Annotated in this window: 19 protein-coding genes, 4 tRNA genes and 1 pseudogene; 14 read left to right on the forward strand and 10 right to left on the reverse strand. The window is 67.3% G+C overall.

All coding sequences use genetic code 11. The features are described 5' to 3' along the window. The coding region (locus ABZX11_RS41820; protein ID WP_354924000.1) for a CDC27 family protein at positions 1-2162 on the reverse strand (2162 nt) is incomplete at its 3' end. Positions 2163-2397: 235 nt separating this feature from the next. Between ABZX11_RS41820 and ABZX11_RS41825 the strand changes: the two genes are divergently transcribed. Further along, the gene (locus ABZX11_RS41825) at positions 2398-2598 is read left to right on the forward strand and encodes a hypothetical protein (RefSeq protein WP_354924002.1); all 201 of its coding nucleotides are present in this window, start codon (positions 2398-2400) and stop codon (positions 2596-2598) included. 747 nt (positions 2599-3345) lie between these two features. Here the strand turns inward: ABZX11_RS41825 and ABZX11_RS41830 are convergent. Together ABZX11_RS41830 and ABZX11_RS41835 are read right to left on the reverse strand one after the other, a co-directional pair. Then, positions 3346-4630, reverse strand: a pseudogene (locus tag ABZX11_RS41830) (IS256 family transposase). A 216-nt stretch (positions 4631-4846) separates the two neighbouring features. Next, on the reverse strand, positions 4847-5092 hold the full coding sequence (locus tag ABZX11_RS41835) for a hypothetical protein (RefSeq protein WP_354924004.1): 246 nt from the start codon (positions 5090-5092) through the stop codon (positions 4847-4849). A 303-nt stretch (positions 5093-5395) separates the two neighbouring features. Between ABZX11_RS41835 and ABZX11_RS41840 the strand changes: the two genes are divergently transcribed. The 3 genes from ABZX11_RS41840 to ABZX11_RS41850 all read left to right on the forward strand — a co-directional run bounded on the left by ABZX11_RS41840 (position 5396) and on the right by ABZX11_RS41850 (position 10952). Continuing rightward, positions 5396-7360, forward strand: coding sequence for an AAA family ATPase (locus tag ABZX11_RS41840; protein ID WP_354924006.1), 1965 nt, complete (start codon positions 5396-5398; stop codon positions 7358-7360). Continuing rightward, positions 7357-9216 carry an ATP-dependent helicase gene (locus ABZX11_RS41845; RefSeq protein ID WP_354924008.1) on the forward strand — a complete coding sequence of 620 codons (1860 nt, stop codon included), beginning with the start codon at positions 7357-7359 and terminating at the stop codon, positions 9214-9216. The genes ABZX11_RS41840 and ABZX11_RS41845 overlap by 4 nt, the downstream gene beginning before the upstream one ends. A gap of 533 nt (positions 9217-9749) precedes the next feature. After that, on the forward strand, positions 9750-10952 hold the full coding sequence (locus tag ABZX11_RS41850) for a hypothetical protein (protein WP_354924010.1): 1203 nt from the start codon (positions 9750-9752) through the stop codon (positions 10950-10952). A gap of 13 nt (positions 10953-10965) precedes the next feature. On the opposite strand, the gene ABZX11_RS41855 is transcribed toward ABZX11_RS41850, so the two are convergent. Together ABZX11_RS41855 and ABZX11_RS41860 are read right to left on the reverse strand one after the other, a co-directional pair. Beyond that, positions 10966-11109 carry an ATP-binding protein gene (locus ABZX11_RS41855; RefSeq protein ID WP_354924036.1) on the reverse strand — a complete coding sequence of 48 codons (144 nt, stop codon included), beginning with the start codon at positions 11107-11109 and terminating at the stop codon, positions 10966-10968. After that, positions 11064-11552 (reverse strand): hypothetical protein, encoded by a 489-nt coding sequence (locus ABZX11_RS41860; protein ID WP_354924012.1) that lies wholly within the window; start codon positions 11550-11552, stop codon positions 11064-11066. The genes ABZX11_RS41855 and ABZX11_RS41860 overlap by 46 nt, the downstream gene beginning before the upstream one ends. Positions 11553-11663: 111 nt before the next feature. On the opposite strand from ABZX11_RS41860, the gene ABZX11_RS41865 reads away from it, so the two are divergent. The 7 genes from ABZX11_RS41865 (at position 11664) to ABZX11_RS41895 (ending at position 22421) form a co-directional block, all read left to right on the forward strand. After that, the gene (locus ABZX11_RS41865) at positions 11664-11984 is read left to right on the forward strand and encodes a CU044_2847 family protein (protein WP_354924014.1); all 321 of its coding nucleotides are present in this window, start codon (positions 11664-11666) and stop codon (positions 11982-11984) included. Continuing rightward, complete coding sequence (locus ABZX11_RS41870; RefSeq protein ID WP_354924016.1) at positions 11969-13486, forward strand: serine protease; 1518 nt, start codon at positions 11969-11971, stop codon at positions 13484-13486. Before ABZX11_RS41865 ends, ABZX11_RS41870 begins: the two co-directional genes overlap by 16 nt. A gap of 13 nt (positions 13487-13499) precedes the next feature. Continuing rightward, positions 13500-14381: an AAA family ATPase gene (locus ABZX11_RS41875; protein WP_354924018.1), complete on the forward strand. Its 882-nt coding sequence runs from the start codon at positions 13500-13502 to the stop codon at positions 14379-14381. Between the two features lie 10 nt (positions 14382-14391). Next, complete coding sequence (locus tag ABZX11_RS41880) at positions 14392-15207, forward strand: hypothetical protein (protein WP_354924020.1); 816 nt, start codon at positions 14392-14394, stop codon at positions 15205-15207. Then, entirely contained in the window at positions 15204-18998 is a 3795-nt protein-coding gene (locus ABZX11_RS41885) for a hypothetical protein (protein ID WP_354924022.1), read from the forward strand. Before ABZX11_RS41880 ends, ABZX11_RS41885 begins: the two co-directional genes overlap by 4 nt. Positions 18999-20048: 1050 nt before the next feature. Next, a complete protein-coding gene (locus tag ABZX11_RS41890) occupies positions 20049-21371 on the forward strand; it encodes a neutral/alkaline non-lysosomal ceramidase N-terminal domain-containing protein (protein ID WP_354924024.1) in 1323 nt (440 codons plus the stop codon). Between the two features lie 660 nt (positions 21372-22031). Next, positions 22032-22421: a hypothetical protein gene (locus ABZX11_RS41895; RefSeq protein WP_354924026.1), complete on the forward strand. Its 390-nt coding sequence runs from the start codon at positions 22032-22034 to the stop codon at positions 22419-22421. Between the two features lie 616 nt (positions 22422-23037). Here ABZX11_RS41895 and ABZX11_RS41900 read toward each other — a convergent pair. Further along, positions 23038-23469 (reverse strand): Lsr2 family protein, encoded by a 432-nt coding sequence (locus ABZX11_RS41900; protein ID WP_354924028.1) that lies wholly within the window; start codon positions 23467-23469, stop codon positions 23038-23040. 208 nt (positions 23470-23677) lie between these two features. Here ABZX11_RS41900 and ABZX11_RS41905 point away from each other — a divergent pair, with 208 nt between their 5' ends. Continuing rightward, complete coding sequence (locus ABZX11_RS41905; RefSeq protein WP_354924030.1) at positions 23678-24028, forward strand: helix-turn-helix domain-containing protein; 351 nt, start codon at positions 23678-23680, stop codon at positions 24026-24028. Positions 24029-24060: 32 nt separating this feature from the next. Beyond that, positions 24061-25392 carry an integrase gene (locus ABZX11_RS41910; RefSeq protein WP_354924032.1) on the forward strand — a complete coding sequence of 444 codons (1332 nt, stop codon included), beginning with the start codon at positions 24061-24063 and terminating at the stop codon, positions 25390-25392. 49 nt (positions 25393-25441) lie between these two features. Here ABZX11_RS41910 and ABZX11_RS41915 read toward each other — a convergent pair. The 4 genes from ABZX11_RS41915 to ABZX11_RS41930 form a co-directional block, all read right to left on the reverse strand. Then, positions 25442-25516: transfer RNA gene (locus tag ABZX11_RS41915), tRNA-Val, on the reverse strand. A gap of 1 nt (position 25517) precedes the next feature. After that, a tRNA-Cys gene (locus ABZX11_RS41920) sits at positions 25518-25588 on the reverse strand. Positions 25589-25612: 24 nt separating this feature from the next. Beyond that, positions 25613-25685, reverse strand: a tRNA-Gly gene (locus ABZX11_RS41925). A gap of 112 nt (positions 25686-25797) precedes the next feature. Continuing rightward, positions 25798-26223, reverse strand: a complete 426-nt coding sequence (locus ABZX11_RS41930) for an SsgA family sporulation/cell division regulator (RefSeq protein ID WP_013227152.1) — start codon at positions 26221-26223, stop codon at positions 25798-25800. Positions 26224-26613: 390 nt separating this feature from the next. On the opposite strand from ABZX11_RS41930, the gene ABZX11_RS41935 reads away from it, so the two are divergent. Beyond that, a tRNA-Val gene (locus tag ABZX11_RS41935) sits at positions 26614-26685 on the forward strand. Positions 26686-26762 lie beyond the last annotated feature (77 nt).

Raw genomic sequence — 26762 nt, forward strand, 5'->3', positions numbered from 1 at the left:
CGGTCGCCGTTGTCGGCGCGGACGCACAGCTGCTCCAGCTTTCCTTGCTCGGCCAACAGGCTGGCCAACCGGTCGGCGGCGGCCTTGTCGCCGTTGTCGGCGTGGGCGCGTAGCAGTTGGATGGCGTCGTCCATCTGTCCCTGTTTGACCAGCAGATCAGTCAACTGGTCGGCGATAGACCAGTCCCTGTTGTCGGCGTGGGCGCGTAGCAGTTGGATGGCGTCGTCCATCTGTCCCTGTTCGACCAGCAGGCTGGCCAACCGGTCGGCGGCGGCCTTGTCGCCGTTGTCGGCGTGGGCGCGTAGCAGTTGGATGGCGTCGTCCATCTGTCCCTGTTCGACCAACAGGCTGGCCAACCGGTAGGTGGCGAACCAGTCGTCGTTGTCGGCGTGGGCGCGTAGCAGTTGGATGGCGTCGTCCATCTGTCCCTGCTTGACCAACAGATCAGCCAACCGGTAGGCAGCAGCCCTGTTGCCATTGTCCGCGTGGACGCGCAACTGCTCCACCTGTCCCTGCTCGGCCAAGAGTTCAGCCAACCTATAGGCGATGGACCAATCGCCGTTGTCGGCGTGGGCGCGTAGCAGTTGGATGGCGTCCTCCGCCTGTCCCTGCTTGAGTAGCAGATCAGCCAACCGGTAGGCGGCGGCCCCGTCTCCGTTGTTGGCGCGGGTGCGCAGCTCCTCCACCTGACCGTGGTTGACCAGAAGATTAGCCAAGCTGCGGGCGGCGGGTTCGTCGCCACGGTTGATGAGTTGCAGATAGAGCATGAGGGCTTCGTGGTAGCGACCGCGGCGATCGGCGTTGTTGGCGAGACGTTGGGTGTCGTCGGGGTGGTGGTGGCGGGTCAGGGCGTGCCAGGCGGTGCCGGGGAGGTGTTCGTTGCGGCGGGCGTGCAGGGCGTATTGGTGCAGGTAGTCGGCGACCTGGTAGCCCGCGATGGCCCCCATGCTGGCGGGAACGGGCGTGAGCGCGGCAGTGGCGCCGTGCAGGAGCCTGGTGGCGTAGTCCAGGGCGTACTCGAACCAGTCCGGCGTCGCGGTGGCTATTTCCCGGTCGTTGAGGTAGCCGGGTGCGGCGTCGGCGAGGTAGTCGTGGGTGAGGGGTGCGTGGGCGCCGACGCGGCGGGCGTCGAGTGCTGCGGTGATGATTGCCTTGGCGTAGGCAGGTGCTTGGTTGCAGTGGCGGATCAGCTCCGGGCCTGCGGCCATCACCTGTGTGAAGCCGGCGTCGGGAGTGTCGAGCGCGACACGAATCCGTCGATCGGTGCCGGCAAGGTCCTCTGCGCGGCGCCGCTCGTAGGTGCTGAGCGCGTCGGGCACGTGCAGCACGTCGGCCAGGCCGAGCAGGCGCCGGTCATTGGCATACGGGTCCGGCTGGTCATCGACGGGCAGTGCCACGCGTTTGTTGTGCTCGCTGGGCCAGCACGTCGCGACGAGCACCACTCCGGCCGCGATCAGGTCGCGGGCCTGTCCCGCAGGGACACCCTCGGCAGAGTCGAGGTAGCCCTGTAGCTCGTCGAGCCACACCACCGTTCGTCCGGTTGGGTGCGCGGCGAACTTCCGTAGAGCCTCGGCGTCGTGGGGGTGAAGCAGCCACCAGTCTGGGACTACGTGCTGGATCGCTTCGAACAGGGCGCGGGTCTTCCCGACTGAGGAGTCCCCTGTGAGCAGCACGAACCCGCCCTGTTGCCGGGCGTGGGTGAGCTTCGCGCGCAGGTCGGTGTCGAAGTCGCGGGGCACGTACACCGGCAGCTCACCCTCATCCGGACCGGGTTGCGCGTCATTGGACGGCTGGGTGGTCTGGATCGCGGCGTGCACCCCCAGCATTCGCGGTCGCGAATCGCGGACCTTCACCGCTCCCGCCGGTCGCCGTTGGTACTGGGCGGCCACCCGTTCCAGGGCCTGCAGCCACGGCCGCTGCGCTTCCTCTTCGCGGATGCCGCAGGCGGCCAGGAACGTCACCACTGTCACGGCCTCCGGGACGGATTTGGCGTTCAGCAGATCGCTGGCGGTCGACCGCGGAAGAGCGGGTTGCCGGCCGCCTCGCGCCGGGAGCTTCGTGGCGGCCTCAGCCAGATCCTTCAGCGATAGCAACCGTTCATGGCGCAGCCGTTCGAGGGCAGCTGCCAGCTGAGGGAGCGTGCCGATCTCCGTCGGATCCACGCTCACCCCCTGCATTCCGCATCGCCGTCCGGAGAAGGCTGCCGGACAGCACCGGATACCGTACCCAGCCTTCGGCAACACCGCATCCTCCCTGGCCAGGACGCCACAGCGTCCCGGCTAGCCGAACCCGTCGTCCGGGTCCGTACGGAGCGCATGCCGGACCCCGTCCCCAGCTGATCGACTGCTCCTCAAGCACGGGCAGGCCGGGCTCTCGACCCGAGGACAGGACACAATCATGTGGACGCCGTTGATCACCCTTATCGCGCTGGTGCTGCTCACCGCCGCTGGCGCGGCCGCAGCAGTGGCGCTCGCGACCACCAACCACCAGCGCGCACTCCGGGCACTGACCTTGCTCAAGATCCTCGTCGGCTCCATCCTCGGCACGAGTGGCGTGCTCGCCGCGGTGATCCACCTGCATCAGGTCGGACTGCTGTGAGGCGGCGACTGAACCGCCTGGCGCCGAAACCGGCCGGTGTCACAGGTTCGCTTATGAGCCGGATATATATCCGAGGGTCGAACCTGCCCAGACTGCAGCCTTCTCCTCAGCGGGAGCGGCTGCAGTAAGGTCGCCGCCGCAGGTGCGACGGCTCCGGCGCCTAAACGGGTGGACGCATAGCGAGTTCGCAGAAAGGGCCAGGTAGTTTGACGCTGGCTTTCGCTGGGCGCGTCAAACTATCTGTCCTGTCGCTGACCAGCGCGTTGTCGCCGGCCAGCTCAGTTGTCGTTCGACATCAGCGGTCAGTGGATCTGGCCTTCGGCCACTTGAGATGGCCCCCGGTGGCGCACGGTCAAACGAACTGGCCTGACGTCGTCTGCCCAAAGATCGTGGTGCAGTCGCCGAGTGCACGATGCTCGATGACGCGATGATTTCAGTGTTAACCGCGACGCCTAGCCCTAAGCGGTGATCAGTTCGTGATTATCCAATATGTTTGGTAGGTGGGCGCCGTACTGCCAGTTGCACTGCGTCCGGAGGCGCGGCCGCCAGCTGACCACGTAGCTTGCTGAGAAAAGTGCCTTCCCCGACGTCTGGCTGTTGGACGAAGTCCCGCACCAGGATCTCGACATTCCCCAAGGTGGAGATCCGGTTGTCGTCGAACAAGCCCACGTCATGGAGGAGGCAGCGGTCTCGCCACAGCGCGGCCGGGGTCTGTCAAACGAGCGGTGTAACTCGGGTTGAAGGGAACTACTTGCGTCCGGCGGCCAGGCGGCCGTCGAAGGCGATCTCGAACGCGTTTAGGGCCGGTTTCCAGCGCATGGTCCAGCGTTTGCGACCAGCACCGGTGGGATCGAGGCTCATGATGGCCATGTAGACGCACTTGAGCGCGGCCTGTTCGTTGGCGAAGTGCCCGCGGGCTTTGACGGCGCGGCGGATGCGGGCGTTGACGCTCTCGATCGCGTTGGTGGAGCAGATGACCCGGCGGATCTCGGGGTCGAAGGCCAGGAACGGTACGAACTCCGCCCAGGCGTTGTCCCACAACCGCACGATCGCCGGATACCGGCCGCCCCATACCTCGGCGAACTCGGCGAACCGCTCCCGCGCCGCAGCATCCGTGGCCGCGGTGTAGACCGGCTTGAGCGCCTTGGCGATCGCGTCCCAGTGCTGGCGGCCGGCATAGCGGAAGCTGTTGCGCAGCAGGTGCACAATGCAGGTCTGGGTGATCGTCTGCGACCAGACCGCGGTGATCGCGTCCGGCAGGCCCGCCAGGCCGTCACACACGACCATCAGCACGTCGGCGACACCGCGGTTCTTGAGCTCGGTGAGTACGTGCAGCCAGTATTTGGCGCCTTCGCCGCCGTCGCCGGCCCAGAGCCCGAGGATGTCGCGTCGGCCCTCACATGCGACTGCCAAGGCGACATAGATCGGCCGGTTGGCGACCTGCCCGTCACGGATCTTGACGTAGATCGCGTCGATGAAGATCACCGGATAGACCGGATCGAGGGGCCGGTTCTGCCGCTCGACCATGCCCTCCACCACCTTGTCGGTGATCGTGGAGATCGTCTGCCGGGACACCTCGGCGCCATAGACCTCGGTCAGGCGCGCGGCGACCTCCCCGGTCGTGAGGCCCTTCGCGGCCAGGGAGATCACCATCTCGTCCACCCCGCCCAGGCGCTTCTGCCGCTTGGTCATGATCTTCGGCTCGAAGCTGGCGTCCCGGTCCCGCGGCACGTCGATCTCGACCGGGCCCACATCGGTCAGCACAGTCTTGGACCGGATGCCGTTGCGCGAAGTTACCGGTCCCACGGCCGGCCGGGTCGTGCTTGTCATAGCCGAGGTGGTCGGTGATCTCGCCCTCGAGCGCGGACTCCAGCAGCTGTTTGGTCAGCTGCGCGAGCACGCCGCCCTCGCCGGTCAGCTGCAGTCCGCTGGCCTTCGCGCGGCTGACCAGCTGCGCGACGAGCTGCTCGTCCAGACCGTCCAGCCAGGTCTCGGGCTTCGAGTCCTCAGCGTTCTCCACGCCGGACATCATGTCGGTCATCAGGTGCACTTCCATGATCGGGAGTTACACCGCTCGTTTTACAGTCCCTTCAGAGGATCCTGCGGTGGGAGCAACAGATCAGGCTGGTTCGCAAGGTACTTCCATCGACCGACGGTGACCCCCGTTCGCTGATTGACACCGAGGTATACGAGGTCGGCGAACCGCGGACCATCGCGAAGTCGGGATGACAGCCAGACGATCTCGAGGTCACCGGCGTCGTAAATCGAGCGGCGAGGCGGGGTGTAGTGCACGGCGCGGTCGAGGGCGATGATCAGCGTGACCAACCCGTTGCCGCCGTTCGGTGGAGACCGCGATCAGCTTGGCGCCCATCGGGCCGCTGTCGGCGGACACGCCGGAAAGGGTCCGAAACCAGCTCCGCTCGCCGTGGGCCATGCGGCGCGGCCACCAGTCGAAGGAGTCTGGGAGGGTCTGGTCGTCGATGAGGATCGTCAAAGGGAAATTCTGTGGGGCGAGTCCGGATCGGCGTGGCGCCTCGCGGCGGCTGGTGCTTGGGCCGGTTTCCGAGGGGCGGCGTGGCGGCTGACCTGGTCGGGCTACGAGGCGGGGCATCGCTCCACAAACAATCGTTCGAGATAGAAATCTATTGACCTCTGAACGCAGGGTGATCAATCACTCGAACGGGTGCTAATGCGTGACAGTCCGTATGTTGGTCTGGGAAAAATGTAGAAGTTAACAGTCACGGGGTGGCCGAGGTCAGGGCGTTGAAAGGGTGCTGTGTTACGTATTAGCCGGGTGGTGGTCGAGAACTTCAGGAACTTCCGCGCCCTGGAAATCACCCCGTTCCCATCCGTCGCGGTCATTCTCGGCGAGAACGGTATCGGCAAGTCGAACCTGCTCCACGCCTTGCGGCTGGTGCTTGACCCTGACCTGCCGGACAGCGCCCGACGGTTGAGGGCCGAGGACATTTGCGACCACGCGCCCGGCACGCTGGCCGACGGCGTCGAAGTGCGCATCGAAGTCGAGCTGACCGATATCGAGGGCGATACAGCAGCCGAAGCGACGCTCGACGGCTGCTTCGTCAGCTTGACTCCTCTCGTTGCGCGCCTTGCCTACACCTACCGGCCGCGAGTGGACCCGCAACAGGTCGACCGGCCGCTCACCCGCGACGACTACGACTTCGACATCGTCGGTGGCCCGGACGGTGACCGCGACGCCCGGCGCGCCCGGCGTGACGTGTCGCTGTCCGTGCTGCCGGCGCTGCGCGACGCCGCGGACGCGCTGTCCCGCTACCGCGGTTCGCCGCTCCAGGAGCTGCTGGACGCGCATCCGCCGGCACCTTCGGCGCTCGAAGCCGCGGCCAAGGGCATCCAGGAGGTCATGGACGAGCTGGCCACGGACAAGCAAGTCACCAAAGTGGCGGAAGACCTCTCCGCGCGCCTCGCCGACCTGGCCGGGCCGCAGCTCGACGTGATCCCGACTCTCGGCTTCGCCTCCAGCGCGCCAGCCCGCCTGCTGCGGTCGATCCGGCTCTACGTCGACCCCAACCGCTCGCGCAGCGTCGCCGACACCTCCACCGGCAACGCCAACGTGATCTACCTCGGCCTGCTGCTGGAACGGCTGCAGACCCGACGCGCCACCGACGCGGTCGTCGCCACGGTGCTGGCCGTCGAGGAGCCGGAAGCCCACGTGCACCCAGTCCTGCAACGCCAGCTGTTCCGGTACTTGCTCCGGAGCGAGACCGGGCTGGTGGTGACCACACACAGCTCGCACATCGCCGCGGTGACCCGGCTCGACGCCATCGTCCTGCTGCGGCGCGACGAAACCGGTGCCACCGTGGCAGCTACCACCACCCGAGCCGGACTCTCCCAGGTCCAGCGAGCCGACCTCGAGCGCTATCTCGACGTCAGCCGAGCCGAGTTGCTGTTCTGCTCGGCAGCGATCCTGGTCGAAGGCCAATCGGAGGCATACCTCCTGCCGGCCCTGGCCAGTGCACTCGGGTTCGACCTCGACGCGCACGGCGTGATCGTCGCCAACATCGGCGGCACCGACTTCGCGCCCTACCGGTCCCTCCTCGGCGAAAAGGCCCTGGCGGTTCCTCACGTGATCGTCACGGACGGCGATCCCCTCCAGAACGGGGAGTACGTCTTGGCAGGGCTCAAGCGGGCGGCCCGGCTGCTGCCACCCGGCGACGAGCTGAACGAGCTGATGGACGCGATCGCCACGCTGATCGAGTACGCCGATCCGGACGTGGACACCACCGAGGAGCAGCAGCGGCTCGTCCCGCACGGCATCTTCGTCGGCGTCCGGACGCTCGAGCTCGACCTCGTGCCGCTGCTGGCCGCTCAGCTGAGCGCGGCACACGCGGAGCTGGTCACGTCATCGGTACTGCGCGACCGATTCGACGATGCAATGGCGGCCATCGCCGAGGACGACTTCACCACCGACGATTGCGAGGAGGTGCTGCGGCGCGTCGAGCACGTGAGCAAGGGCCGGTACGCCCAGCGGCTCGCCGCCCACGTCGAGACCGCCGGAGCCGGCATCGCGCAAGGAGTCGAACGCGACTTCGCCGACACGAGCGGTGATGGGGAAGCGGGGGTGGCGGTGCGGGCCCATTTGAGCACTGGGGAACTGATCGCGCTGGGAACGTACGGCTACCTCTTGGCCGCCCTTGACCAAATATCGCGGCGTGTTCGGGGCAGAGGCCTGATCGAGCGTCCCTGCCAGGCGCGCAACGGATCGGACGAAGCGGCGTCCTCGTGACGGTCACGGCAGGGGTAAGCCCGAGTCTTGCCGCCGAGCTCGCCGGGCTCAACGACGATCAACGAGCCGTGGCCCGCCACAACGGGGACAGTGTGGTCCGCGCCGGTCCCGGTTCCGGGAAAACCCGCACCTTGGTGGCGAAAGTGGGCTACCTGCTGGAGGTAGAGGCGCCACCGCGGCAAGGCGTGGCTGCCATCACCTACACCCGGCAGGCGGCACGGGAGATCACCACCCGGCTCGACCGCCTCGGCATCCGGCCCGGCCGTCGGCTGGCCTGCGGCACTGTCCACAGCTGGTGCCTATCGGCCATCCTGCGTCCCTACGGCCCATTGCTCGGCATCCCGGTACCGGAGCAGGGGACGGTGATCGACGACAAGGCCGCCGAGTGGGTCAGACTCCTCCAGCGCTGCTTCGACGACGTCGGCTTGTCCAATCAGGCCCAGTACGAAACCGCCACCATCACCAAGCTACGTCGGGAACTCGCCGCCGGGCTGATCGGCGACGAGGACACCAGTCCGATGGTCGCCTCGGCGCGGCTGTTCGACGAGCGGTTGCTCGACGCCGGACGGTGGGACTTCGACGCGATGGTGGCGCGGTCGCTGCGCATCGTGCGCGAGCACCCCGCCGTCGGCCGACTACTCGCCTCCCGGTACTCCTGGCTGGTGGTGGACGAGTACCAGGACCTCGGGCCGGTCCTGCACGCGCTCGTGCTCGCCCTGCACGACGCGGCAGGCGTGAGCATCGCGGCGTTCGGAGACCCCGATCAGTCCGTAATGGGCTTCACCGGTGCCGATCCGCGGTACCTGAACGAGTTGGCCGCACGTGGCGACTTCCGCGACCACTCCCTTGGGGTGAACTACCGGTGCGGCCAAGCCATCGTCGCGGCCAGCCACGCCGCCCTCCGGGAACCCCGCACCTACCGGGCGGTGGCCGGTCGGGTGGACGACGGGGCCATCGAGCCGATCATGGTCGACGGAGGGCTCGACGAGCACGCCTCGATCGTGGCAGGCAAGATCGACGCGCTGCTCGCGAGTGGGGTGGCCGGCCACGACATCGCGGTCTTGTACCCCGCCCGAGGACCTTTGCTGTCTGCCTTGATCGCCGAGTTCGACGCCGGACGCATTCCCTACGTGAACGAACGCGACGAACGGCTGCCCAGCGGTGAGCTCGCCGACTTCGTTCGCGACTGCGCGGCCCGCGCCGTAGCCGGACATCAGCCGACTGTACTGGGCCCGAACACCGGCGCGACCTCGGTCGCCACCTTGAGCGACCTGGTACGGGCATACGCTCCGGTACGCGAAGCCGCCGGGCTGCCACCGCTCGACCGTCGTGCCGCCGACCGGAAGTTCGCCCGCCTGCTCAACGGCTTCCGGTCGGAAGAACCACCACTGCACGCGTGGCTGACCGACCTGATCCGGGAACTCGAGCTAGACGCTATCGCCGCAGGCAGCTCCGCCGTCCGAGACCAGCAAGCTCTGGGAAAGTTCCGAGAGGCGGCCAGCGCGTATGGCCTTGAAGTGCGGGACATCGCCGCTGGCGCGTTGCGGGCCGGAAAGGTCACGTTGACCACCTACCATTCCGCGAAGGGCCGCGAGTGGGATGTAGTGATCCTGCCGGGTCTGGTCGAAGGCATCATGCCCGGACGTCGGTGGTCTCGGCGGTTGCGCGTGCACCCCGAGCCGAACCCGGACCGACTGGCGCAGGACCGCCGTTCATTCTACGTCGGGCTCACCCGGGCCAAGCGAGCGCTTGTGCTGGTCTACGGGTCGTTCTGGGAGACGGATTGGGGTTCGAAGAACGAATACGGAGTTTCCCGGTTCGCTCGAGACGTTCTTCGGCACCTGGGTGTGGAATGAGGACGAATCCGCAGCGCGGGCCGGCTATTTGTCCGGGCAGTCCGCTTCGGCCCAGGTCGCGGTCAAGTCGAGGCCGACGATGGTGAGCGATCCGTCGAGGAAGCCGATTGCATGGCCGCATCCAGTGCTGGTGGGCTGGATCTTGTCCAGCGTGACCGCGCGAAGCCGGTCCAGTGGACCAGCATGTGCGACACCCTATTGCGCTCGTCAAGTGCCCGTAGAGTTGCCGTCCGGTGATAATTGCTGTGACCGTGACCGCCTCCAGCACCAAGTGCGCGTACCGGAGACAGTATCCGGCCTCGTCGGTGGCGCCGCGCTCGTGGAGTCCTCCGGCGACACCGGGGTCCGCGTGATGAAAGAGGGGGATCTTGGGAGGGGACAGCATGGGGCCGACGATCCGGACTGGGGTGGCTACCGGGAAGGTGGACATCACGCCACCGCCCGGTATCGCGTTGGCCGGATACGGTCTCGATGCTCCGAGGATCGCGACGGGAACGTGTACGCCGTTGACGGTCCGGTGCACAGTGTTGTGGATGGCCGGGAATCCGTCTGTGCTGGTGACGGCTGATCTGCTCGGGTTTCCGCGCCGGCTGCACCAGCGGATCCGGGCGGCGGTGGTCGGGCTGGGTGTCGGCTCCGCAGACTTCGTGCTGACCGCCACGCATACACACAACGGGCCAGTGGTCAGCGCGGACGTCACAGCTTACACGCTGTACAACATCACCAATTCGCAGCAGCTGGACCTGATCACCGCCTACGCCGAGTGGGTCGGGAAGCGGGTCGTCGCCCTGGTGCGGGATACCCTGGCCGCCCCGGCGCGCCCGTGCGTGCTTGATTACCAGGTCACGGGTCAGTCGTTCTCGATCAACCGAGAAGCGATGCCCGAGGTCGAGACGCCGGTGCCGGTGCTGGTGCCCCGCTCTGCGGGCGGGGATCCGCTGGCGGTCCTGTTCGGCTATGGGTGTCACCCGGTCGCGGCGCCGATGCTGGCCGAGTTCGATGCCGACTACCCGGGGCGGGCGATCGCCGGAATCGAAGAGGCGACCGGGGCGTTCGCGCAGTTCCTGCCCGGCGCGGCCGGGGATCAGAATCCGGAACCGGTGAACAGCTGGGTCGGTGTGGAGGCGGCCGGTGCCGGGCTCGGCGAGGCGGTCGTCGGAGCCGTGGCGTCGCCCGGGCGGCCGGTGTCGGGGCCTGTTGAGAGTGCCTATGCCGAGCTGGACGTTCCCCTTGATCTTCCGCCCGATCTCGACGGCTTTCGGCGGCAGTTCGCCGCCCGCCAGGCCAACACGGCGATGCCAGGGTGGATGCGCCGGCACGCGGAGATCATGATCGGTCAGATCGACGACGGCTCGTACGCCACCGGCGTGGTGGTGCCGCTGCAAGGGTGGGTCTTCACCGGTGGGGAGCCGCTGCGGATCGCGATGATGAGCGGTGAACCGGTGGCCGGCTACGCGGCTCGGCTCCGGCAGCGCCATGGCGGCCCGGACGGGGTCTGGGTGCTCGGGTACGCCGGAGAGCTACCGGCCTACTTGCCCACCGACGACCTCCTGGCCGCCGGTGGTGCGTGGCAGTACGCCAGCGGCTGGTCGCCCGATCACCCGCAGATCGGTGGTGGTGCGATGTGCTGCTACGGCCTGATCGGCCACTTCCGCAGCCATGGCCAGGACGGTGCTGTCGAGACCACGATCGTGAACGGCCTTGCGGAGCTGCTGTCACGACGCCGCTGCGGCTGAGTGAAACGAACGTTTACAGGCCCTCGAGCTGGTCAGTTCGGCTGGGGATGTCGGCTGTGGTGAGTGGGATGCGTACGGTAAAGCGTGCACCGCGGTCGATCTCATCGACACTTAGTGTGCCGTGGTGGGCGGCGGCGATTCGGCGGGTGATCGACAGGCCGAGGCCGGTGCCGCCGGTGTCGCGGGTGCGGGCGTAGTCAAGGCGGGTGACGCGTCGAAGATGCGTTCACGCTCGGCTGCGGGAATGGCGGGTCCGTCGTTGGCGACGTCGAGGATGGCCTCGGTTCTGATGGCGATGAGTCGGATGGTGATGTTGCGCTCGGCATAGCGTTCGGCGTTTTCGAGCTGATTGCCCGGAAGCCGCGTCAGCAGTGCGCGTTGGCCGCGGACGTGCACCGTTCCGGGCGGCGGAACATCACGAGTGAGCGTGAGTTCCGCGGGCGTCGGCCTGTCGGTCTCCTCGGTGATGAGGACTACCAGGTCGACGGTGTCTTCAAGGTTGAGGCTGGCGGCGTCCAGGCGTTTCAGCACGAGCAGGTCGCTGGCAAGGTCTTGCAAGCGCAGCGTTTCGCCGAGGTGTCCTCGATGACCTGTCGCCACTGGGCCGCTCCGGGTAGGCTTGGGCGATTTCGAGTTCGGCCGTGCGCCGCGCGTTTCGGTAACGGCGAACCCCGCGCGTACGACTCGTATTGCGACCGGAGGAGCGTGGGAATGGCCGACACGATGTTGGTGCAGGCGGAGACACCGGGTGGCCAGACCGTTGTCGTGCCCGTCGTGGATCTGGACGCGATCGGCGAGGGTGGGGGAGAGCAGAAGATCGCTGCCGGGCTGCCCAGCCTCTCCGGCGCGCTGGACTCGATCAAGGACTTCACCGGTGAGCTGCGCAAGGCGCTGAAGGCGATGCAACCGGAGAAGACCACGGTCGAGTTCTCGGTGGGATTTGCCATAGAGGCCGGCAAGATCACCGCGATGTTCGCCGACGGCAAAGCCGAAGGGTCAGTCAAGATCACCATGGAGTGGGCGAAGGACTGAAGCCCGCCGTGCGCAGCCTGGCGACCCGCCACCGCGACAACCTGATCGAGGCCACCGTCCGGGTTCTGGCCGTGGACCCGGACGGGCGCACGCCGTCGATCGGGACGGGTTTCTTCGTCGCTCCCGGCAAAGTGGTCACGTGTGCGCACGTCGTTCCGGCCGGGCGCCGCTATGTCGTTCAGTACCGTGGTGAGGAGTACGACGCGACGCTGCTGGTCCGGGAGCCGGACACCGGTGCCGAGGCCAATTTCGCCTACCCGGACGTCGCGCTGCTCTCTGTCGACGTCGCCGATTGTGCGGTCATCCCAGTGGGAAGCACCTTCCCGGAAGCAGGCCGCGAGCTTTACGCGTACGGCTGCCCCCTGATCGTGCGGTTGCCGGTTTGGGATCACCTCGACCTTGTCAGCGAGGGGCAGCGGGTCCGCGACGGGACCACCGACGTGTTCGTCAAGACCAAAGGCAGTCAGGTGCAGCCGGGCGCGAGCGGTGCGGGCACCATCGACCTACGAACCGGAGAGCTGGTCGGCATGCTCGCGCAGACCCGGGACGCGAAACTCGATCTCGGTGGGGCACTGATCCCGGCGGGCACGATTCTCGACGTCCTCGCGGCCGCCGGGCACGACGTCCGAGCCGCTAACCAGGAAGCCGCCGCCGACGTGGTCACGCTCGCCGGGGCTCGGCGGCGGCTCAAGTGGGTGTTGCAACTGCTGGCCGTCGACCTCGACGACGCCGGTCCGGTCGTCTGGCGGTCGATGCTGATGGCCTTGGATAACTCGCCACCAGAAGGGCTCGCCGCCGACGAAGCGGCGCTGGCACTGCTGAACATCGATCTGGAAGACCTCGGCAACGCCCTGGAAGAGCTCGCGCGGGCGACCAGGTCGCCGGCCAAGCCGATTCGGCTGCTCTCCGGTGCGGCTTCCTTCGCGTGGTACGCGAAGCGCCCGCTCGTCGAACCGGATACCGCGATCCAGCTGGCCCGGGAACGCGCTTGCGAAGAACCGCGGGTCGTCCACCTCCCCGCGGCCTGCGACCTCACCGTCAAGCTGCACGCCGGTCGTGCGGCCGTGGACCAGCACTGGGAGGTCATCCCGGTGTCCATTGTGGATGCCGAAACCGATGCGGAGACGGGACTGCCCCGCCGGCTGGTCACTGCCGCGCGCTGGAGCCTGCTGGATCGGGACGGGGTGCTCGTGGACGAAGACGACCCGGACAGCATCGACGCAGCCTGGGCGCAGTCCGGCGCCCAGGTCCGCGCGCGGATCGGCCGCCGGCTGTTGCTGGTACTGCCGGCCACGATCGCAGACACGGGCCTCGTCGAGGCACTGCGGCGCGAATTCGCTCCGTGCATGTTCGCGCTGGCTGGGCGGTCGCTGTCGGCCGCGTTGCGGCGGAATTCCGCGCTGCTGGAGCTGAGCCCGTCCCTGGACGACGTCACCGAACTGGCCGCCGACGTCCGGTACCGCCAGATCACCCGCAAGATCGAGCGGGCTTCGAATAGATGAAGGGCTTGATCGGATGAACGACTACATGAAGATCTTCGACCCGCCGCTGGTGCCGGAGCCCGCACCACTCGAGCCGCTCGCCGACCGCTCGGCCGTCGAAAGCTATGTGTACGAAGAAGGTCTTGTGCTCGCGGTGAACGTAGCGCTCGCGACCCGGCGTCCGCTGCTGGTTCGCGGCCGGCCGGGCACGGGGAAGAGTGCGCTCGCGCGCAACGTTGCTATGCACCTCGGGTGGCGGTTCTACCCGCGCACCGTCTCCTCGCGCACACGGGCGCAGGACCTGCTCTGGGAGGTCGACGAGGTGGCCCGGCTTTCCGACGCGTCGGCCCACCAGGCCAGGCCGCGCCGGGAGTACCTGATACCCGGTGTGCTTTGGTGGGCATACTCACCGGTGACGGCTGCCGAACACCGGCGGGCCGATCCCAACGAAGGCGCCGAAGACGAGAACGCGGTGGTCCTGCTCGACGAGATCGACAAGGCGGAGCCCGACGTGCCCAACGACCTGCTGGAGCCGCTCGGCCTCTACCGGTTCCGGACGGACGAGGGTGACCTGGTCGAAGCGGCCTCGGCCCCGCTCGTGGTGCTGACCACGAACGAAGAGCGCGACTTGCCCAAGGCATTCCTCCGCCGCTGCGTCGTTTACTCGCTGTCGATGCCCACCCACGCCCGGCTGCGGCAGATCGCCGCGGTGCGGTTCGGTCCGGATGCTGCGCTCTACCGCCAGGTCACTGACGCTTTCGGGCCGGAGACCGGAGGACCGGCGGACGTGAGCGTCGCGGAGTACCTCGACGCCGTCGCCGCCGCCCGTGAGCTGGGCGTGCGGCCCGGTCACCCGTTGTGGGAGGCCGTGCTCGAGTCGACGACCAGCAAGCAACCCGCACTCGAGCTGCGCTGACATGTATCCGTTGGCCGACCTGATCCGTGCCGCCGGGACGTTGGAACTCGACGGCGATGACCTGCGAGCCGCCGCCGCGATGCTCGGTGTCGTGCTTTCCGACCCTCTGTCTGCGCTGGAACCGATGACCCCGCTGCCCGTTCCGATGGCGCCGAGCCCGAGCGCGACTGCCGCGTCCCCCGGCGCCGACGTGCACACAGCGGAGGGGGATCCCCGACCGGTCCGGCGGGTCAGAGTGACTTTGGTGGAGGGACCCGTGTCCGCGCCACCGCGGCCGTTGCGCGGTTCGGTGCACAACCTGCTGCCGCCAGCGCCCGCGCCGAGGCCGGCCGAGCCGCTGTTCTCGCCGTGGCACGAGCGAGCGATCCTGTCGACGTTGGCCAAGGTTCGGTGCCCCGGCCCGGAGGTGGACACACCGGCGGTCACGAGGATGCTGGCTCGCCGCGAAGCTATCGTCGCGATGCCGGTTCTCGCTGAGCCAACCACACGGCTGGGGGCTCGGTTGTGGGTCGACTACGGGCCGGGCATGCGGCTGTTCCGCCGCGACCTGCGTTGGCTCGCTGCTGCTCTGCGCCGGGTGGTCGGACAGGACGCCGTCAGGGTCGAGCCGTTCCGGGATACGCTGCCCGAGAGGGCAGCAGGCGCGGTGCTGGTCGCCACCGATCTGGGGATCGGCGCGGGCAGCCCGATCCCGCCTACCGCCTGGCCGCCGGACGTGGTCTTCCTGGTGCCGTACCCGCGGTCGCGATGGCCGGCGTGGGCAGCCCGGTTACCCGTCTTGCAGTGGGATCGGCGGACGACCGCCGGGCAGGCGGTCCGGCGGTGACGGCCCGGCTCCGGCTCGAACTGCTGCGCGCGGTCAACCCGCACGCCGTGACGCTGGCCGCCGCCTGCGCCCTGTCCGCACGGGTCGAGCCAACGCTGCTGCGCCGGCTCCGGCTGCTCATCCCGGGCGCGGACGCTTCCGCCGAGAGCGATTTGTGGTTCTCGGATCTGTTCTCTGCCCGCGACGCCACCGCCGTAGCACTGGACCCGCTCGTTGCCGAACTGCTTCGCGAGCGGCTCCGCCGCCCCTCGGCCACGGCGTTCTTGCGCGACGCGGTAGAGGAGATCGCGGCCGCGCACGCGACCGCCCACTGGTCGGTGCGCCTGGAAGAGCGAATCCACTACCTCGACGTCACTCGACCGCCCGGTGCCGACGACGACATCGACGACCTGGTGCTCGCCGCCCTCGACCAGCTCCGACAGGAACCCGACCCCCGCGGCGTCGCTCGCTGGTTGCTCGGTGCGGTCGGTCGCTTTCCCCGCCGCGTCGTCGCACGGACTGCCTCCCGGGCTGCGCGCGCTGCTGCCATGCTCCACCTCGACCGCCAGGCACCGCCGGGCGACCTGTCCGCCGGAGAGACGCAGGCGTGGCTCCCGTGGCTGGCCACGACCCTGCCCCGGATCTCGGTGCCCGTACAGCTCCTCGACGGTGCTGTGGTCCTCGGTGCCAAAGGACCCGGCTCGGTCGAGTTGCCGGAGGTTCCTGACACCGATCCGCTGGTCGTCGAAGTCCGATGGACGGACGGGGCCTGCGCGCACAGTCGCTGCGTCCGCTTCCGTACCGGCGAGCCGGTCCAGGTGGAGACCGGCTCCCAAACGGTTTCCCTGGTAACACTGTCGGGCGCCTCCTACGAAGTCGCCGTGGACGAGCAGGAATCGGCCGGGCTCCGGTTCGATCGCGTCAAGGTCGGGCTGCGGCCCTGCCTCGGCCGTTCCCAGGAGATCGCCGATCTGCTCCGCGACTTGCTCGAACCCAGCAGTTCCTGGGTCGGGATCCGGGGTGGACCCGGCAGCGGTACCTCGACCGTACTCGTCGCCGTCACCGACGCGCTGCGCCGCGACGGGGTCGCCGTCGTCGAGCACTTCTACTCGGCCACGACCGACCCGGTGGTGATCGAGGAATCGTGCCTGGCCCAGCTTCGCGCGCTTTACTCGCAGTACACCCACATCAACGGCGGGTCGTTTACCGGGTTGCTGAACGACCTGGCCCGTCAAGGTGCCTTTCGCCGTCCGCTGGTCATCGCCCTCGACGCGTTCCCCGTCATCGGTGACAGGCTGTTCCTCGCCGACGTCCCCGCCGGCGTCCACCACCTGGTGACGACCACGCGGTGGCTGGACCTCCGTGATCGCCTCGCCACCCAATCCCTGCGAGTGACGCACTTCACCGCCGACGCCACCCGTGAGGTGGGCCGTGCCCTCGTCCGTCGGCACCTGGCAGAGGTCGAGCAGGCGTTCGTCGGATCGGTCGATGTCGAGGCGCTGGTCGACCTCGCCGGCAACAGTCCGCGTGCCGTCGTCCGTATCCTCCAGTGGATCGCTCGGCAGCCCACCGGCAGCGTCACCACGGACAACGTGCCGCCCCTGCTCACCGCCGGCTGGACCAATGTCCGAGCTGCGCTGGGCCGGAGGTTCGGCCGTCAACTCACGCACCTGCTGCACATGCTCTACCTCGCCCAGCACCGCCACCCGTGGTTCGACTGCGCCGTCGTCGAGCCGTCCTGGCGGGTATTCTGGTCAGCTTGCCTCGACAATGGCCTGGTCGAGGACACCGGTGAGGGCAGCGTCGTTGAGCTGACCGCGCCGGAAGCCGCAGACGTCCTTCGAGCCCCGGCGGACAGTCGTGACGAAACGGTGCGGCGATTCGTGTTCGGAAAGAGCCGAATCGCCGACTTCGTCGCCAACGCGAGTCCCACCCGCCTGGCCAACGCCGTGACACACCTGCTCGCCGTTGGCGACACGGAGGTATCCGAACACCTCTGCCGGCAGCTGACGTTCCTGGTTCGCCGCTACGCCGAAGATCGAGCTGGCCTGCTCGCGGATTTGGCCACATTAGCGGGTGATCCCGGTATGAGGACATTGTGGACGGTGATCTCGCAGATTGCCGACATGGAGGTGCCACCGGCCGGATTCGCTTCGGCATTGCGGGACTGGCTCACGGTTCGGGCGGAACCCGACCTCGTCAAGGGTTTCGGGTCGCGGCCGCCGCTGCGCGTGCGCCGGGCGATCACCGAAAGCGAGCTCCGGCCCACCGGAATCGGCGAGGACCGGCTGCACCCCGGTCCCGCGCTCACCATCGCAGTGGTCCGTGGCCGTCCCGTGGTCGTCACCCGGTTCGGCGTGTACGCGATGGATGGCTCGCTGGTCGGCACTTCGGCCGAGATCGACGGCGCGAACGGTGGTGCCTGGGGCTACGTCGCGTGGCACGGCCGGACGATCTGGACCGATGTGCACCCGAGACAGCAGGTCGACCTCCCGATCGACCGGGCACAGCGCCACGGCGAGGCGCTGACCGTGGCCGGGACCGACGGAAGCGTCACGAGGCGCGACGTCTCCGAGCGGGTGGGGCGGATCCTGGAGATCCCCGGACGCGGTGCCCGCGTCACCGCGATGGGCGCGCTGGATACCACACCGGCTCGCTGGATCGTGGGCTACGCGGACGGGACGATCCGCGATCAGGGGGCGAGACGGGAGCGGATCGAGCACCGCGGCGCGGTCCGCGCGGTGGTCTGTACCAGCGAGGATTCCTTCGTCTCCGGCGGTGATGACGGCTCGCTGGTCTTTTGGGCGCCCGGACTCGAGGTAATCCGAAGGAGACACGTCGAGTCCCCGGTCACCTGCCTGACCCGGATGCCGGACGACGCGATCCTGGTGGGCTCGGCGAACGGTGAGGTGACCCGGTGGGATCCGGTGTCCGACGAGCTCGCAGTCCTCGGGAGGCACATCCATCCGGTGCGTGGCGTTGCGCACGTCGCTTCGTCGTTCGTCCTGAGCTGGGCCGACTCGATCCGGTATTGGAACGCTGCCGGGAGCGGAGGGCTGCTCGCCCAGGAGGTCGGTTTTCCCGGCGGTATCACCGATGTGCTCGTCCACAAAGGAACGTACGTGGCGTTGCGGGGCGACGGCTCGGTCCGCCAGCGGATCTTGCCCGATCTGCGCGAGGAGCGGCACGCCTTCGAACGGCTCGTGGTCCGCGCGCGGCAGGCGTACCTGTGGCTGGACGGAATCACGCTGAGTGTCGATGCGGTGAAAGGTCCGAGATCGACGGCAGGGGTCCGCCCCGACGTAGCGGGAACGGCAGCAGACCTCGGCTACTGGCGAGTCGATGCCGGGACCGACGGCGTGGTCCGGCTGTCGGTGGCGGAGTCCGGGACCCAGGTGCACGAGATCCGGCTCGGGCTGCCGGTCGTCGCTCTTGCCGGGGAGCCGGGGTTCGTGGCGGCGCGGGACGCAACCGGTCAGCTGTGGATGTTCGACCTCGACGAGCCGCCGGGGGTTTCGCCCGTGAAGGTCGTCCGGGCTTCGGTTGGGCGGGCCGAGTTGCGGATCGATGGGGACGAATGCGTGATCGCGGCGGTCAGATTGACCGTGGACGGTTCGCCCGTTCCGCTGCGGATCGACGGGCACTGGCCGCGGGTGCGGGCCGACGGAAGCATGCTGTGCCCGGAGGCGCCACCCCTCACCATTCGGATTCCGCCGGTCGGTGGACAGTGGCGAATCGAGGTCGACGTGGTGTCTCCGCTGCTCAGGGGCTACTGCACCACGATCGTTCAGCATGGTCGAGTCGATTTGTGAAGGAGTCCCGCCAGAGCTGACGATGCCGTGGAAAGTGGATGTCCCGGGTGAACTAGACAGACCGATTCGGAACGCCGAGGTCATGGCCGTTCAAGCATCGCTCGTGGCGCCCGGCTGGCTCGGCGGCCTTCGCATCGACCGATGCGCACACTCGACGTCACATCACCACCTGTTCGAACGGCAGCTTCAGTACCAAAGTACCTACCTCACCTTCGCCAGAAGCTCGTCCAAGAACGCTGGAACTAGTGGCCGGACCCCGACACCACCTGAAGGTCAACAAGCTCGAACCGCTGGCCCCGCCCGTGCTGCCGGACGCGGTTACCCTCGGCATCGAGGTGGACGCCAATTACTATTCGCCCGACACCTCGGGTCGGGCACGCGCCCGGCGGCAAGGTGGTGCTGCGCTTCCACCAGTCCGGCGCGCAGCGCCACGAGGCGGTCCTGTTCCGCCTTCCCGACGGCACGCTGACACCTAGCCAAGCCACCTCCGTCGGCCAGGACAACAGCTGCAATAGGATGTCTCTGGCGGCGCGGAGCGGCCAGCTGTTGCTCCTACACACGACCTCGTGCAGGCTGTGAAGGCTGGGATCTTCGGTGCGAAGATATTGGAGGTCGACTTCGTGGACGCCACCGGCAAACGATGGTCAAGAGACGAGCTGGTCAAGGTGGCCGGCACCCAGGCACTGCGCCGCGAGTTTGGTCCCCGGTTGCGGTCCAGGTCGACGTAGGGCCGCGCGCGGTCGACGCCGTGACTTGCCTGAGCTTCAGCACGTAACGGCTACGTCCGTCGCCGCGACTTCTTTGTGCACGGAAGATCATCCGAGCGGAGAATCTGGGTTGCTGACAATTGCATCGGTTGGCGCTGACCCGTACCCAAAAAGGGGTAGTCGACGAGCGCCCCGGCCAGTGCAGCGTGAGGAAGCGCATTGGTAGGAAGGGGGAACGTTCGTGTCCATGTCTAGACGCCCGGTCCTAACGACTGCTGCCCTGTTCGCGGCGACTCCGGCAGCTCCGTGGCTTGCCGAAGGGCAGGCGTCGGGCGCAGCGCCGATGGGGGTCGCGGTCGGCAAGACCGACATCACCCCGGAACTGGATATCCCGCTTGCTGGCTACGCGACAGACACCCCACGGCTCGCCGCAGGTGTACATCGCCCGCTCTACGCGCGGTGCACCGTTTTTTGGGACAACGGAACGCCGAGTGTCATCGTCACTGCGGACGTCCTGGCGTTTCCACGCGCCATCCACCAGGCGATCCGGTCGCGAATTGTCAACCTCGGGGTGGCGTCCTCAGATTTCGTGCTCACGGCAACCCATACCCACAACGGGCCCGTCCTCACCCCCGACGTCACGGCGTACACCCTCTACAACATCCTCGACCCATCTCCCCATCTGGACAGGGTCCGTGGCTACGCCGGCTGGGTGCAAGACCAGATCGTCGACCTCGTCCGAACAAGCCTCGCGGTCACCGCAGTTCCGTGTACGTTGGATTATCAGGTCGCCGATGAGGCGTTCTCCTACAACCGGGAAGGCGTGGCGGGCGTCGAGCGGGATGTGCCGATTCTGACGGCACGAACTCTCGCCGGGTCGCCGCTCGTGGTGATGTTCGGTTACGGATGCCAGCCCGTCGTCGCTCCAGCGGAAACACTCATCGACCCGGACTACCCGGGGCTCGCGGTGGAGGTAGTCGAGCAGCAGACCGGGTGTTTCGCACAGTTCCTCACCGGTGCGGCCGGGGATCAAGACCCGGTGGCTTCCCCCGGCTGGCAGGCCCTCGATGATCGCGGCCACGACCTTGGCCAGACAGTCGTCGACACGATTACCGCACCCGGCCGGCCGGTCACCGGCCCGATCCTCACCGCCTACCGTGAAGTCGACGTCCGGCTCGACATCACCGATACCCCCAGCCATCTCGCGGCGGTCCGCGCGAACTTCGCCGTCCGACTGGACACCGCGGCAGGGTGGATCAGCCGCCATGCCGAAGTCATGATCGACCAGATCGACGCGCACAGCTTTGCGTTCACGACCCCGGTTCCGGTGCAAGCGTGGCGCTTCGCCGGCGGCACTCCGCTGCGGCTGGCCTTTCTCGGCGGGGAACCGGTGTCCGGCTACGCCGCCTACTGCCGCAACCACTACGGCGGCACCAACGGCATCTGGTTCTCAGGATACGCCGGCGAGGTGCCCGCCTACCTGCCCACCGACGAGCTGCTGATCACCGGTGGTGCCTGGCGCTACGCCTGTGGCTGGTCCGATGACTTCCCTGGCATTGGCGGCGGCGCGATGTGCGCGTACGGCATCATCGCGCACTACCTGCGCAACGCCCAAGGTGACGGCGTCGAAGACACCTTAATCGCGGCGTTGAACGCTGTTCTTTGAGTTGTCCGCTCCGCTGCGTCCTCGTGATCTTGACCAACCGCTGGGCCTCCTCCGGCTCCAACGGCCGCGCGAACACCTCCGGCTGACGCGCCATGACTCACCTCCAGGAGTCAGCCTCGCGATCACCGGCCCGGATGTCCACGCGACACGATTACAACGTCAACGTTCTTTGATGAGGCACTAGGCTGGATGGAGGGTATCGCCAGTAAGCGAGATTGCGCTGACCGGACCCCGGCGGGGACTGTGCGATGTTGCTGTTCGGGCTGCAAAGCTGCTTGAGGCACCCGGTCGCCTGGAGCCCCTGCTGTTCGGCAGGACGGGCGGCAGGGGCGTCGTGAGGCACGAGCCTGACCACGACGACCGCGATCGGGATGACGAACTTCGCACCGGTTCGTTGTGTCGACATCATCCGAGACCAGTTGCCGTCCTCGTCGCTGCGGCGGCTGTCGTGGGCTTCCAGCCGTACCGCTTGGTAGGGGTCGGCGGTGCGGCCGTGGATCCAGCCGTCGCCGGTGGTGGCGCACATGCCGTTCAGCGCGTCAGTGGCCAGTTGGCCGAGCAGTTCGTGGCCCCCAGGGCTCCGCCGCGGCGGCTGCGTGACGTAAGGGTGGATTTGAGGAAACCACTAAACGATCAAGGACGTGTAGCTAGCATGCGCCCGTGAATCGGAACACGCACTCCCACGACGACACCGAACCCGAGCTTGACCAGCCCGCTGGACCTGACTTCGCCCCGCGCACGATCCATGTGCCGGCGAGAAGACTTGATCGCACTGAGGTGGAGACAAGTCCTTCTTCGCAGCAGAAAGAGGTCGACAGCCTGCACGACGAGAAGGGCGAGGTTGCTGGGAGTCGAAACGCGAAGGCGCCTGCGTCTGGTAGTTCGTTGGCCCGTCGTCAGCAAGGGAAGACCATTGCCATCACCGCATTGGTCACGGCCGTCTTGACCGTCATCGTGGTCGTGGTCGTGACATCATCGACGACGTCTGGAACCGAGTCGCAGCCGCCCCGACGAACCCTGAACAGCGTGGTCACTTCTCACCGACATTGATCATGCCCAACGCTGCGAACCGCGGTCACAACACGCGAACATCCGCGGTCCGTTCCCACCACTAAAACTCCGTGACCGAAGCGACGGCCGCGAGTGCTGACCTATCCACCGACAAGCAACTGATCGGAACACCATGCGTCGTGCCATGCTTCACGGCCCCCAGGCGACGCAGTGCATTGAGGTGAAGATCGAGTGCGCAACGTGACTCCACGTTGGCATGAAGGGCTTGACTAGGTGAAAGTGCAGGCTGGCGGTGCTGGACGACGCAGCCGTAGGGCAGTCAGCCAAGCTGCAGGTCCGTGGCAAATTTCAGGTTGGGGTTATAGATCAACTCGGTTCTCCGACTGGTACCAAAGCCCATCGGAAAGAGCGCGGTCGGGCAGACGAAACGTGACGTGCTGTGCCCGATGGATCGGCCATCTACCGCGACCCGTCGGAGGCCGAGACGTACCGGCGGCTGTCACCTTGGGAACACGTCCGCTGGAAGGCTGGTCTTCGCATGTCTCCAGTAGAGCCGATTACCGGAGTTAGGAGGGTCGGTGTGCCGCACTCGGCACACCATCGCTACTTCGGAGGAGGTATGAGAATACCGACGTGCTTCGATGCTGAGGGAGCATCATTTTCGTGGTTTGGTGCGCCGCTTGGCCACTGTTCCGGTCGGACGCTTCCGACTGGTTTCGGTGCTGCCGTGCTGGCGAGATGAGTGGTATGCCTCGACCACTGTCTTGGAGATGCGCCCCTGATCGGCTACTTCGTACCCGTTTGCTCGAGCCCACGTGCGAATGTCGTGAGTCGCCGTGTAATTCACACTTGGCTCAGATTCCTGTTTCGTGCTGTCGGTCGGCTGGCCGACGGCGACCTTTATCCGGCGGCCTCCGGTTCGGCGTGCGGCCGCCACATACGGGGCCAGTGCTTCGCGTAGTGCGCTAGCATTCGTTGCGGACAGGTCGATCGCGTAGGCGACGCCGTCGAGTCCGAAGGGGACGGTTTGCTCTGCCGGGCTGCCGTTCGTGTCGTCGACTATCTCGATCGTGACCCTCTTGGCCATCTGATCAACCCTTCGTTCTGGTGCTGTTTCGGATAACACTTCGTCGAATGATAACGTTGCCGAATCGGGGGCGCTGGCCGGGTTTGCTCATGTATGAGGCTCTTTGACTTTTTTCGAGAGCCTATTGACTGTCGGTTGTGTTTCGGTGTGGATAGGTATGTGCCGGGGCGAACACTTCCCTGGCCGACTCGATTTAATGACAACAAGGATGGAGCGCGTGATGGAGAACCAATGTGACCACGGGAACGGAGACGGCTGTGCCGTCGCAACGGCCATTCGTGAGCTGGCCGCGGCTGTGCGGGCGACCGTGCCGGAGCCGCCGGCGGATCCGGATGCGTTGCTGACCGCGGAGCAGGTGGGGGAGTTGCTGCAGCTGTCGCCGCGGACCTTGAAGGATCAGGCAGCCGCCGGGGCGGTGCCGCACCACCGGTTCGGCAAGCACTACCGGTTCACCCGCGGCGATGTTGCGGAGATCGTACGGCTGAGCGCGGCGTCAGTGAAGCCGCATCGGCGGCGGGTACCGCTGGCGGAACTGGCTGAAGACTTCCGCGCGGCTTGACGAGCGCGGAGCAACAAGAGAAGGAGTGAAGGATGGCCTACGGCCAGGAAGAGCCCGGGACCGGTGAGTGGCGAGCCCGGTACAAGCGGCCCGACGGGACCTGGGGGAGCAAATCAGGCTTCCCGACGGAGAAGGCGGCCGAGGACTGGGGGCTGGAGCAGGAAGCGCTGATCCGGCGGAACCTGTGGCTGGACCCCCGGGATGGTGAAACGCGGTTCGACGACTTCGCCGAGGAATGGCTGGCGGCCGTGGAGCCGCGCCTGGAGCTGAACACGATCGCGAAGTACCGGTCGTTCCTCGACAACCAGCTGCTGCCGCAGTGGCAGGCGTGGCCGTTGATCGCGATCTTCAATGGCTACGTCGAGATCGAGCGGTGGCTCTCGGAGCTGCACGAGGATTACGCCGAGTCCTCGGTCTCGTCGTACTTTGCTCTGTTCTCCACCATCCTCAACGGTGCGGTGCGGGCCCGGATGATCCCGGCCAACCCGTGCAACGGCGTCCGGGTGTCGCACGGCGAGTTCGACACCGAGCGCTTGGTTGCTACGCCGGCGCAAGCTCTGAGGGCTGCGATGCGGCTCTACGAGCTCGGACTGGGGAAGTCGGGGTTCGTGCTGTGCCTGATGGATCTCTATACCGGCGCCCGATGGGGTGAACTTGTCGGGCAGCAGCGGCACGAGTACGACTCCGAGCGCCGCGGGATCGAGATCCGGACGCCGTTGAAGGAGGTGGCGGGGAAGGTCTACAAAGGAGGCCGGAAGGGTGATGATCATCAGGCGGACGGTCGCCAGCGGCCGCCGACGCGACGCGGGAACTCCCGGCCCAAGAAGGGCCGGACCAAAACCCCTGCCGGAACAAGGTTCGTGGCGCTACCGCCGGGCATAGCTGTGCTGTACGAGGAGCTGATGGACAGCCATCGGGAGCCGTTCGTGCTGTGCACGCCGGAAGGGCATCCTTGGCGGCGGTCGAACTTCCGGATCCGCTTCTGGCGGCCGGCGTGGGACGGCAACGAACTGGACGACGCGGGTGCCGGAGAGCGCAGGCCGCCGATCCTGCCAACGTTCACCTTCCACGAGGGCCGCCACACCCACAGCACGTGGCTGACCGAAGACGGGATCCCGGAGGTCGCCCGGCGGGCGCGGCTGGGGCAGAAGATGAAGGGCATCGCCCGGGTCTACGACCACGTGACCCCGGCGATGGTCAACCAGATCCTGGCCGCCCTGGAGGAACGGTGGCAGCGGTCGCTGGCATCGCTGTACCCGGGTGAGCGGGCCAAGCTGGTGTCCTGGTTCCCGCACCTGCGGTCGCGGCGTGGTCTGGAACCCGGTCCGGGGCCCATCGCCATTTCATCGCCATCTGACGACTGAAGCCCCGCCCCTCCGGGGAGGGACAGGGCTTCTGAGCTGCGAAAACATGTGGTGCGCGATACTGGGATTGAACCAGTGACCTCTTCCGTGTCAGGGAAGCGCTCTCCCGCTGAGCTAATCGCGCGAGGTGGAGACGGGATTCGAACCCGTGTACACGGCTTTGCAGGCCGTTGCCTCGCCTCTCGGCCACTCCACCGCTACTAGGCCCGAGGGCCTACCGAGCGGATGACGGGATTCGAACCCGCGACCCTCACCTTGGCAAGGTGATGCGCTACCAGCTGCGCTACATCCGCACTCCTCAGCTCCGGGAACCCGAGTCCCCGTCGCCGTGGTGTGGGAAAACCATATCGGACCCCGGAAACGGCTCCGACACCGGGGTGTCACTGTGCCGTTGCAAGGCCGTCATCAGGCCAGATCGTGGGGGATGAGGTGGGTGAGCGCGTCGTCGACGTCGACCCACAGGTGCTCGTTGCCCGGGAGGACCACGTCGTACGTCCGGTCGAGGAAGTCGGCCAGCTCCTGGGCGGACGCCTCGAACATGGCGTGCCCGGACGGCGAGTTCAGCTCGATCAGGACCGCTTCGGGGTCCTCGACCGACGGGCGGATGCGGACGTCGCCGTCACCCGCGTCGGCCAGGAGGCCGTCCGCGAGGAGGTCACGTGCGTACACCCACTCGACCCAGCCGGCGCGGCCGGTGCGGAAGGCGGCGACGACCGCGTACGGGTCGCGTGTGTCGTAGCGCAGCTCCACCTTGACCGGAACCGCGGGAGTCCGCGGCGCCAGCAGGTCGAAGACCGCCGTCGAGCGGAGCGTCACGTGATCGTTGCGCATCGTCCTACCCTTCGTCTCCCTTCCCGGCCCGGCCCGGCCGAGGGCGTCACTGCTTGGACGCACCAGGAGGCCGATTCCGTCGCGGGTGCGCCGCAGATCACCCGTCCGGGCTCTTCGGCCCCCGTCTCCACCCCGTGACCACCCGCGGCGCGCAATTGACCGGCGCGCCCCGCGGGGCCCACGCCTCCATACTGCGCGGTTTAGTCGCCCGGGGATAGCACCGTCGCACGGATGTCGAACGTGGCGTCAGGCGGCCCCCTGCTCGCACAACCCCGGCTAGCTCGGGGTTGTGCGTTCCGTACTCGCCGGTAAGCGGAGTGTGGTCGGACAGGACCACCCGTTTGCAGGCGCCTGAAAGTCGTAGGCTAGAGTTCTTGCAACACAGCGAGCGGGCGATTAGCTCAGCGGGAGAGCGCTTCGTTCACACCGAAGAGGTCACTGGTTCGATCCCAGTATCGCCCACTCAGATAGACGAGAGCCCTGCTTGCGGAATGCGCAAGCAGGGCTCTCTTCGTCGTGTCCTGTGGGGGCCGAGCCCC

It is taken from the genome of Amycolatopsis sp. NPDC004169, assembly GCF_040610315.1.
Lineage (GTDB): Bacteria > Actinomycetota > Actinomycetes > Mycobacteriales > Pseudonocardiaceae > Amycolatopsis.